The sequence below is a fragment of the Rubrobacter aplysinae genome, assembly GCF_001029505.1.
In the GTDB taxonomy this organism is placed as follows: Bacteria; Actinomycetota; Rubrobacteria; order Rubrobacterales; family Rubrobacteraceae; genus Rubrobacter_A; species Rubrobacter_A aplysinae.
Genome location: NZ_LEKH01000011.1, coordinates 93,288 through 102,460, shown reverse-complemented (window position 1 = coordinate 102,460; position 9,173 = coordinate 93,288). Strand labels below are relative to the sequence as shown.

Sequence of the window (9,173 nt, the reverse complement as noted above, 5' to 3'; positions counted from 1 at the left end):
CCCGCAGACCCACTTCTCTATCTTGTAGTCCGGGATGCCGTAGCGCAGCAGCTTAACCGGGCCGGACATCACGTGATCGTGTACGAGCGGGACGACAAGATCGGGGGCCTGCTGCGCTACGGCATCCCGGACTACAAGATAGAGAAGTGGGTCGTGGACCGCCGCATAGACCTCATGGCCGAGGAGGGCATCGAGTTCCGCACGAACTGCCACGTCGGCGAGGACCCGACCACGGAACAGCTCAAGAGCGAGCATGACGCCGTGGTACTCGCCGTTGGCGCGCTGCAGGGCCGGGACACAGAGGTTCCGGGCCGGGAGCTTGGGGGTATCCACCTGGCGATGGATTACCTGGCGCAGCAGAACCGGCGCGTGGCCGGGCTGCCGGTGGAGGAAGAGGAGATCACGGCCGAAGGAAAGAACGTAATAATCCTCGGCGGCGGCGACACGAGCGCCGACTGCCTGGGCAACGCGAACCGGGAGGGCGCGAAGAGCGTCCGGGTCCTGACCCACGGCCCGAAGCCGCCGGAGAACCCGGACCATTACACCTGGCCCGACTGGCCGTTCATCCTCCAGACCTACGCGGCCCACGAGGAGGGCGGCGAGCGTCAGTGGCAGGTCGGCGTAAAGGGCTTCGAGGGCGAGGACGGCCACGTCACGAAGATGAACGCCGTCGAGACCGAGCGCACCTCCGAAGGCAAGACCGTCTACAAAGAGGGCACGGAGTTCGACATGGAAGCCGATCTCGTGCTGCTCGCCATCGGCTTCACCGGCCCGGTACAGGACCGCTTCATGCAGGATCTGGATCTGGGCACCGGAGAGCGCGGCGGCGCGATCGCCACCAGGAACGGCGGATATGCCACCCACGAGCCCGGAATGTTCGTCGCCGGAGACGCAAAGCGCGGAGCCTCCCTCATAGTGTGGGCAATAGCCGAAGGCCGCAAGGCCGCCCGCGAGGCCGACGAGTACCTGATGGGCGAGACGCTGCTGCCGTAGAGCGGTCAGCCGTCAGCTTTCAGCCGGTGGTTGGGCTAGAATCCGGGTGTGGAGGCACGCCCTTAGCAGGAGGAGCCGAGTGGATACGTTGGGCGCTACGGTACGCAGACACCGCTTCGACACCACGGAGTACCATCGCATGGCCGAGGCCGGCATTCTATCCGAGGAGGCTCGGGTCGAGCTCGTGGACGGGGAGGTCGTGGAGATGTCGCCTATCGGCAGCAGGCATCAGGCTGTTGTAAACCGGCTCAACAGATTGCTCATGAGCTTCGCCGTCGGAGATTACATAGTAAGTCCGCAAGGCCCCGTAAGGCTGGACGAGCACAATGAGCCACAGCCGGACCTCGCGCTGCTCAGGTTCCGGGAGGACTTCTACGAGCGGGAGCATCCCGGTCCCGGGGACGCGCTGCTACTGGTCGAGGTGTCGGAGAGCTCGCTGGAGTACGACCGGAGTGTGAAGCTGCCCCTGTATGCTGGGGCGGGCGTTCCAGAGGTGTGGATCGTGGACCTCGCCGCCAATGAGGTAGAGTCGCACTCCGCTCCACAGCACGGTGCTTACGGTCTCACCCGCCGCTACCATCGCGGCGACGAGATTGCTTCGGAGGGCGTTTCCGGGTTGAAGCTGGGCGTAGGCGGGATACTCGGCGGAAAGTAGCTTACGCTGAACCCGTAGGGCCTGTTGCTTTAGAATACGCTTCATGGCGAGCCGGGTCGGAGCGCGGGGCGAGATGCACTTGGTGCCCGCCGTCGCCTGGGTCGCCGCTTTCGTAATCTGTGGTGTGGGAGACCTGCTACTCGGACGGTGGATACTTACCCCGCTGTTCGTGGCGGCCTTCTACGGCGGGATGGTGGTCATAGACCTGGTTACGTATCCGGTGCTCTCGTTGTGGCGGAGCTGGCTGAGGCGGCGGGGGATCGTCGCCTGGTACGTGGTCGAGGTTGGGATACTCTGGGGCGGGACGACGCTGGCCCTGATCCTGCTCGCCCCGATCTGGCTCGGATGGAGCTGGCAGGGAGCTTTTCCGCTGCAGCTTCTTGGTGGGCTAGTGCTGATTGTCTCCGTCGGGGTCGGGACGTGGGCTGTGGCGAAGATGGGGTGGGCGCGGCTACTCTTCGCCGGGGCTCTGTTTCCGCCGGGCGCGGGGGCGGAGGAGAACAACGTGCCCCAGCGGCTCGTGCTCGAAGGGCCTTACCGCTACGTCCGCAATCCGCTGTACGTGACGGACTTCCTGCTCATCGCCGGGACCGCGTTGTTGACGCGGAACCTGGGTCTCGTGCTGCTCGCGGTGTTGTATCTGGCGCAGCTCGCGCTTCAGCTACCCCTGGAGGAACGGGAGCTGCGCCAGAGGTTCGGGGAATCCTACCGGCGCTACTGCGAGCTGGTTCCGAGGTTCGTGCCGCGCCGCAGGCCCGTGGGGCGGCGGGACCTCACCTCGGACGGCTAGCCGAGGCTAGCCGCGCCGGGCGAGCACTACGAGGTGATCGCTCTCGGCGGTGAATGGCTCGCCGTCGAAGCCGCCGTACACCGCCTCGACCGTGAAGTCTGCGAGCCGCAGCATCAGAGACAGCTCGTCGCGGGTGGTGGGGCGTATCTCCAGTGTGCCGGATCTCCGCTCGTACATTACGTTACCCGAGTCGTAAAGCTCGTAGAAGAGCCGCATCGTGAGTAGCTGCTCGGCGGCGTCGTAGGAGGAGACGCTGAAGCGTTCGAGTGTGCCGCCGTCCGGGAGGTCCCGCGTCAGGTCGTGCTGCAGCGCGGGGCCGCCGGGCGGGGCGGCGAGTTCCTCGGGACGGAAGGCGGATACCTCGATACCGAGCAGGCCGCCGGGCTTCAGGTGCGCCGCCGCGTTGCCGAGGAAGGCCAGCGCGTCGTCCGGGGTGGTAAGGCACAGAAAGGAGTTGAAGGCGCAGACGGCGAGCCCGAAATCGTGCCCGGGGTCCGCGTGGCGCATGTCGGCCGTGATCCACTCCGCGCCGCCTTTCTCCCGGCCCCGGGCGGCCATATCCTCCGAGATCTCGACGGCGGTAACGTCGTGACCGGCACGGGCTAGAGGCTCCGCCACACGGCCCGTGCCCGCGCCCCACTCTATGATGGGTCCGGGCTCGCGGGCGGCGAGGTCCAGCCAGAGCGGGAGGTCGTAGTCGTGGTCGTACTCGACGTTGTAGAGGTCCGCCAGCGCGTCGTACTCGGGCAAGGGTTCTCCGTTTCCGGGAGGGGTATAATGGAGTATCTGTAGTCTACGCTGAGTCTGGCGAGCGTTGGAGGTTTCGCGGTGGGTATAGTCGCTACTATCGTCGTGGTGGTCGTGGTGGCGCTCGTCGTCGGGTACGCCATCTCCTCGTACAACGGGCTGGTGAAGCGGCGCAACCAGCTGGAGGAGTCGTGGCGGCAGATAGACGTGCAGCTAAAGCGCCGGTACGACCTGATCCCGAACCTCCTCGAAGGCGTGAAGAAGTATTTCCAGCAGGAGCAGGAGGTGCTTTCGGAGGTGACCAACGCCCGCTCGCGGGCGATGCAGCCCCAGTCCCCGCGCCAGCAGGCCGACTCCGAGGCCCAACTCTCCGGCGCGATAGGCAACCTCTTCGCCGTCGCCGAGAACTACCCGGACCTCAAATCCGACCGGGTGCTACGGGACTTTCAGGAGGAGCTAACCTCGACGGAGAACAAGATCTCCTTCGCCCGCCAGCACTACAACGACTCCGTGGGTACCTACAACACCAGGATCCAGAGCTTCCCGGCCGTGATCTTCTCTCGTGCGATGGGCTTTTCGGAGGCCGAGTACTTCGAGGCCCAGGGACCCGAGCGCGAGTCCGTGACCGTCTCCTACGACTAGATAGACCGGGAGAGCGATGTCCGAGGCAACGACAGGACGCGTACCCGAGGGTACTTTCCGGGATCGTATAGCGCAGAACCGGCGCAACAGCCTGCTCTTGATCGTCTCTTTCCTGGCCCTCGTGGTCGTGCTCGGGTACATAATAGGGTTCGCGTGGACCGGAGACCCGGCTGGCGCGCTGTTCGGCCTCGCGCTGGCGATAGTGGCCGGGACGGTCTCCGGGCTCATCACCTACTTCGGCGGGGCGCGCATGGTGCTCGCCACCTCCGGGGCGAAGGAGGTCTCGCGCGAGGAGGCCCCGGTCCTCCACAACGTGATCGAGGAGATGGCGCTCGCCGGGGGCCTCTCGATGCCGAAGGTGTACGTTATCGAGGACGCTTCTCCCAACGCCTTCGCCACCGGACGAGACCCCGAGCACGCCGCCGTCGCCGCGACGAGCGGCCTGATCGAACGCCTCGACCGCGACGAGCTGCAGGGCGTGATGGCCCACGAGATGGCCCACGTCGGCAATCTGGACATCCGCTACGCCATGCTCGTCGGGGTGCTCGTGGGCACGACGGTCCTGATCTCGGACTTCTTCCTGCGCAGCCTGTGGCTCGGCGGCGGCCGGCGGCGCGGGGGCGACGGGAACGGACAGGCCCAGCTCATAATGATGGCCGTGGCCCTGCTGTTCGCGATACTGGCCCCGATCTTCGCCCGGCTCCTGCAGATGTCCATCAGCCGTCAGCGCGAGTATCTCGCCGACGCGACCGCGATACGCTTCACCCGAAACCCCGGCGGGCTCGCCGACGCGCTGGAGAAGATCACGGCCTCCTCAAAACCCCTGAAGACCGCGAACCGCGCGACCGCCCACCTGTACATCGCAAACCCCCTGAAAAAACGGGAGAGCGCCAAACGCCTCTTCTCCACCCACCCGCCCCCCGAGGAGCGGATACGTCGCCTGCGCGCCATGCAGGGCGCTCCCGCGGAGCCCGAGGCCGAGACCGGAGGCGCGGATTAGACGGGAATGGACAAACGGCCCCGGAGACGTTACAATCCTCGCCGATTGTTCGCATTGCCGGATGGTGTAACGGCAGCACGAGTGACTCTGAATCACTTAGTCCAGGTTCGAATCCTGGTCCGGCAGCTTAGAGAAGCTCGACGCACAAACGGAATATAGTGGACACAGAAGAGGCCCGGCACGAATGCCGGGCCTCTTTGCTGCAGCTACGCAGCAGCCAGATGGCACATTTCGAGTCCTGCTGGCAAGAAGTAGCGCCCCCGGAGAGGCGCTATATGATGAAGCGTAGTTACTAAGCTACGTCACTGGGGTTAATTGTGGATCAGCGTCGGAATCCCAAGTACCAGTACCGTTACTATTAGATATCGAGACTACGAAGTCATCTGCGTTGCCGGTTACCGTGCCCCACGAGTTGCCGCTAGAAAGAGAAGCACCATTGCTCTCAAGTTCAGTAGAGCTAAGGCCGTTATAAGTACCATTGTTATCTGCTGCATAGCTCTCTGCAGCAGTGGCAGCGCTCCGTAAGTCGCTCTCAACGGTAGCGTCTTGCGCGCCTTCCCTCTGCGTGAGGAACGTCGGGATCGCTATCGCAGCGAGAATCCCGATGATGATCACGACGACCAGCAGCTCAATGAGGGTGAAGCCGCGCTGATCCCTTCTTACATCCTTGCCGGTTTCGGCAAGCCTCCTCGCAAACCAGTTCAGCATAAAGCCGTTTCCTTTCTGACGTTTACCAACGGCCGACGGTCACTAAATTCCGTCTTATAGGTTGTTAATCCCGCTTTCTCTGTTTCTAGCGGGGGCGGACAAAAAATTTCCGAAGTTTTCCGAGAGTCTTACCAGGGGGTTGCTCAAGAGGGCCGCGGCGCGGGCTTTCCGGGGTTACCAAGCTATTTATCAGGCTTCGGCAGGCGTCTTTACCCGGCAGGTGCTTTCGCGAGTATCCGGTCCGGTCTCGAACGCGGCTACGCGGCGCACCGCTCGATCATGGCTCCGCTGGCTCTCGCTGCGGGGGTTTGTCTACCGTTCTCACGAGTTTCGGAACTCCAGGGAAGGGTAAGCCAGGGTTCGTTGCCACGGGCGAGATTCTGTGGATAAAGTGGATCACAAAGCTTTGTGGTAAGCGGTGTTAGAACACGAGATATAGATTTTGCAGCGGGGCGGTTTCGGGTATCACGAGCGTAGCCGGCCGCCAGACGGTCTATAGCGCCGAACAGGAGACGAACTGTGGGAGATCTACTAACCAACTTCCTGGCCGCCCGGGCCACCTTCGGCGGCACGCTGATGTTCCACATCATCTTCGCCTCCCTGGGCGTGGTGATGCCTTTCATGATGCTGGTCTCACAGTGGCTGTACCTGCGCCGGGGGGACAGGGTCTACCTGGCGCTCAACAAGAAGTGGACCAGCGCCTTCGCCGTTACCTACGCTATAGGGGCGGTCTCGGGGACCGTGCTGACCTTCGGGTTCGGGCTGTTGTGGCCGAACTTCATGAACGTGGCCGGACCGGTGATGGGCTACCCGCTCGCCATCGAGGTGTTGTTCTTTCTGGTGGAGGCGATATTCCTCGGGATCTACGTCTTCGGCCGCGACCAGCTCTCGCCGTGGCTGCACTGGATAAGCGGCCTTCCCATCTTTATCGGCGGGTTCATGTCCATGATCGTGGTCGTGCTCGCCAACTCGTGGATGAATACTCCCGCCGGGTTCACGCTGAACGGCGCCGGAGAGGTCGTGAGCATAGACCTCGTGCGGGCCATGTTCTCGCCGGCGTGGTTCTACGAGGCGAGCCACATGACGATAGCCGCCTTCGAGGCCGTCGCGTTCGCCTTCGCCGCTGTGTACGCGGTCGGGATGCTGCGCGGCAGGCGCGACGCCTACCACCGGCGGGGGCTCATGATCTCCATGATCGTCGCCACCATCGCCACGCCGGTCATGATCATAAGCGGCGACCTGACCGCCAAGGGCGTGGCCCACGAGGAGCCCGCGAAGCTCGCCGCCATGGAGCCGCAGTTCGAGACGGAAAGGGGCGCGCCGCTCTCCATCGGGGGCTACCCGGACGTAGAGGCCGGAGAGGTGAAGTACGACCTCGAGATACCGTACATGATCTCCATCCTCGCCTTCGACGACCCGAACGCCCCGGTGCAGGGTCTGGACGACTTTCCGGCGGACGAGCGCCCCGACCCGCGCGCCGTGTGGTGGGCTTTTGATGCGATGGTCGGCATCGGGTTCGCCCTGGTCGCGGTGGTCGCCGGGTTCTGGCTCGCCTACTGGCGCGGGCGCGGCGTCCCGACAAACAAGCTGGTTCTCGGGTCCGTGGGCCTCAGCGGTTTCCTGGGCTTTCTCGCCATAGAGCTTGGCTGGATCACGACCGAGCTAGGCCGCCAGCCGTGGGTTATCAAGGGGGTTATGCGGACCGCAGAGGGTGTGACCCCGGCTCCGGGCATCGGGTACGCCCTCGTCGGGTTCATGTCGCTGTACGTGGTGCTCGCGACCATCTGCATCCGGCTGCTGCTGAACATGGCTACCGGGGCCCCGCCGGAGCTCGAAGAGCAAGAGGGCGGAGAGCCCGGGAGCCCGCAAGAAGAGCGGGAGACGCTGCGGGAAGGGAGTCTGTAGATGACCCTGGAGCTGTGGGTGGCGGGGGCGCTCATGATAGCTCTGCTGCTGTTCGCCCTGGCCGGGGGAGCGGACTTCGGGGGCGGCATCTGGACGATGCTCGCCCGCGGCGAGAGCGGCGAAGAGCAGGCGCGGCTCGTGGACAGGGCCATAGGCCCGATGTGGGAGGCCAACGAGCTGTGGATCGTGGTCGCGACCGTGATCCTGTGGGTGGGGTTTACCGACGCCTTCGTCGTCGTGGGCATCGCGCTGTTCGTCCCGCTAGTGCTGGTCCTCGCGGGCATCCTGATCCGGGGCGCGTTCTTCGCCTTCCAGCACGAGTCGGAGTACCTGCCCAGCCAGAGAGCCTTCCAGCTGTTCGGCAAGATCTACGGCTCCGTCAGCCTCGTCTCGCCCTTCTTTTTCGGCATGGCCGCCGGGACCATCGCCTCCGGCAGGCTGCGGTTCGACAGCGCGCCGCCGGAGGCGGGCAGGTTCGCCACCGGAACCCCGGCGGACGGATACGTGCAGGCGTGGCTGGGGCCGTTCCCGCTTATTATGGGGGTGCTCGCGGTCCTCACCTGCGCCTATCTCGCCGCCGTATACCTCACGATGGAGGCGGAAGCGGGTTCTCACTTGCAGGAGCTCTTCAGGCGCAGGGGCATGGCCACCGGCCTCGCGCTTATCGTGGCGGGGGCGGCGGCGTTCCCCATCGCCCGCCTCGACGCCCCGTATCTGTGGCGCGGGGTTACGCAGTCGCCCGGGCTCGAGTTCATGGTCCTCGCCGCGCTGGCCCTGCTGGGCTCCATAACCCTGCTGTACCTGCGCCGGTACTGGTGGGCGCGGACCACGGCGATACTGGAGGTTGCGGCGGTCTTCGCAGCCTGGGGCTGGTCGCAGTACCCCTATCTCATAGTGCCGGACATCACCCTGCAGTCCGCGGCCTCTCCCGCCTCCATACTCGTGGCGCTCCTGGTGCTCTCGTTCTTCTACGCGGCCATACTCGGCCCCTCGCTGGCGCTCTTGATCTACATCTTCAAACGCCACCCGGCGGGCCGTAGGGCGGGGTAGCGTGGAGAGGCCGGACGTGACCGCGGAAGGCCACCGGAGCCGCGATGAGAGCCGCGGAGAGCGGCATGGAGGAGGCGTCTTCGCGGACACCATGCTGTGGTGGGCCGGGGCGTACCTGCTCTCCTTCGTCGGGCTCGTGCATCTGCTGCAGGCGGACGAGATGTTCGCCTCCGAGGCCTACCTCGGGCTCTCGTTCGTCGCATACTTTCTCGCCGCCTCGTTCCTGGCGGTCGTGATCGCCCGCAACGGCAGCCGGTGGGCCTGGATTCTCTCGGCCGCGCTCTGCGTACTGGCCGTTATCGGCCTGCTGGTGAGCCGTACGGCCGGACTGCCCGGCTACCCTGAGGCCGTGGGCCAGTGGTTCAACCTGCCCGCCGCGACCGCGCTGGTGCTGGAGCTCTCCTTTCTGGCCCTCTCGCCGCTCGCGCTGACCCGCAAAGGCCACCGGACCGTCGAGGCCGAGCAGGAGAAGCTGGATCTCGAAGCCGCCCGCTCACCCGAACGCCTCGAACGGGCGATGGTCGAGGCCCGCAGCCGCATGGAGCCGGACCTCCGGGACCTCCGGGCCCATGCAGACCCCCGATTGATAAAGAACCGGGTTGGTCGAGGCGCGAGAGCACGCCTGGGCGGACTGCTCGGCCTGCTCGGGAAGGCAGGTCCCGGAAGTTCGAGAAAGAGGTAGC

Annotated in this window: 10 protein-coding genes and 1 tRNA gene; 9 read left to right on the top strand and 2 right to left on the bottom strand. The window is 65.1% G+C overall.

The window, feature by feature from the left end; translation table 11 throughout:
- The 3 genes from ABD53_RS11685 to ABD53_RS11675 form a co-directional block, all read left to right on the top strand.
- Window positions 1–993, top strand: a 993-nt coding sequence (locus ABD53_RS11685) for a glutamate synthase subunit beta (protein ID WP_047865991.1), incomplete at its 5' end; no start/stop codon positions are given.
- A 79-nt stretch (window positions 994–1,072) separates the two neighbouring features.
- Window positions 1,073–1,648 (top strand): Uma2 family endonuclease, encoded by a 576-nt coding sequence (locus ABD53_RS11680; RefSeq protein WP_200900372.1) that lies wholly within the window; start codon window positions 1,073–1,075, stop codon window positions 1,646–1,648.
- A 43-nt stretch (window positions 1,649–1,691) separates the two neighbouring features.
- A complete protein-coding gene (locus tag ABD53_RS11675; RefSeq protein WP_053058004.1) occupies window positions 1,692–2,438 on the top strand; it encodes a methyltransferase family protein in 747 nt (248 codons plus the stop codon).
- A gap of 6 nt (window positions 2,439–2,444) precedes the next feature.
- On the opposite strand, the gene ABD53_RS16065 is transcribed toward ABD53_RS11675, so the two are convergent.
- On the bottom strand, window positions 2,445–3,188 hold the full coding sequence (locus ABD53_RS16065; protein ID WP_053058003.1) for a class I SAM-dependent methyltransferase: 744 nt from the start codon (window positions 3,186–3,188) through the stop codon (window positions 2,445–2,447).
- A 78-nt stretch (window positions 3,189–3,266) separates the two neighbouring features.
- On the opposite strand from ABD53_RS16065, the gene ABD53_RS11665 reads away from it, so the two are divergent.
- The 3 genes from ABD53_RS11665 to ABD53_RS11655 all read left to right on the top strand — a co-directional run bounded on the left by ABD53_RS11665 (window position 3,267) and on the right by ABD53_RS11655 (window position 4,953).
- On the top strand, window positions 3,267–3,827 hold the full coding sequence (locus ABD53_RS11665; RefSeq protein ID WP_047865957.1) for a LemA family protein: 561 nt from the start codon (window positions 3,267–3,269) through the stop codon (window positions 3,825–3,827).
- Between the two features lie 16 nt (window positions 3,828–3,843).
- Window positions 3,844–4,827, top strand: a complete 984-nt coding sequence (locus ABD53_RS11660) for a M48 family metallopeptidase (protein WP_047865956.1) — start codon at window positions 3,844–3,846, stop codon at window positions 4,825–4,827.
- A 55-nt stretch (window positions 4,828–4,882) separates the two neighbouring features.
- Window positions 4,883–4,953: transfer RNA gene (locus ABD53_RS11655), tRNA-Gln, on the top strand.
- A gap of 171 nt (window positions 4,954–5,124) precedes the next feature.
- On the opposite strand, the gene ABD53_RS17870 is transcribed toward ABD53_RS11655, so the two are convergent.
- The gene (locus ABD53_RS17870) at window positions 5,125–5,535 is read right to left on the bottom strand and encodes a type II secretion system protein (RefSeq protein ID WP_053058002.1); all 411 of its coding nucleotides are present in this window, start codon (window positions 5,533–5,535) and stop codon (window positions 5,125–5,127) included.
- A 519-nt stretch (window positions 5,536–6,054) separates the two neighbouring features.
- On the opposite strand from ABD53_RS17870, the gene ABD53_RS11645 reads away from it, so the two are divergent.
- The 3 genes from ABD53_RS11645 to ABD53_RS16060 are packed head-to-tail and all read left to right on the top strand — an operon-like array spanning window position 6,055 to window position 9,172.
- Complete coding sequence (locus tag ABD53_RS11645) at window positions 6,055–7,440, top strand: cytochrome ubiquinol oxidase subunit I (RefSeq protein ID WP_053058001.1); 1,386 nt, start codon at window positions 6,055–6,057, stop codon at window positions 7,438–7,440.
- Window positions 7,441–8,490 carry a cytochrome d ubiquinol oxidase subunit II gene (locus ABD53_RS11640; protein WP_047865955.1) on the top strand — a complete coding sequence of 350 codons (1,050 nt, stop codon included), beginning with the start codon at window positions 7,441–7,443 and terminating at the stop codon, window positions 8,488–8,490.
- Between the two features lie 16 nt (window positions 8,491–8,506).
- Window positions 8,507–9,172: a hypothetical protein gene (locus ABD53_RS16060; protein WP_152670747.1), complete on the top strand. Its 666-nt coding sequence runs from the start codon at window positions 8,507–8,509 to the stop codon at window positions 9,170–9,172.
- Window position 9,173 lies beyond the last annotated feature (1 nt).

Bases quoted from the DNA above. Each gene is read 5' to 3' on its own strand.
- ABD53_RS11675 (WP_053058004.1), top strand. From the start codon at position 1,692: ATGGCGAGCCGGGTCGGAGCGCGGGGCGAGATGCACTTGGTGCCCGCC.
- ABD53_RS11660 (WP_047865956.1), top strand. From the start codon at position 3,844: ATGTCCGAGGCAACGACAGGACGCGTACCCGAGGGTACTTTCCGGGAT.
- ABD53_RS17870 (WP_053058002.1), bottom strand. From the start codon at position 5,535: ATGCTGAACTGGTTTGCGAGGAGGCTTGCCGAAACCGGCAAGGATGTA.
- ABD53_RS11640 (WP_047865955.1), top strand. From the start codon at position 7,441: ATGACCCTGGAGCTGTGGGTGGCGGGGGCGCTCATGATAGCTCTGCTG.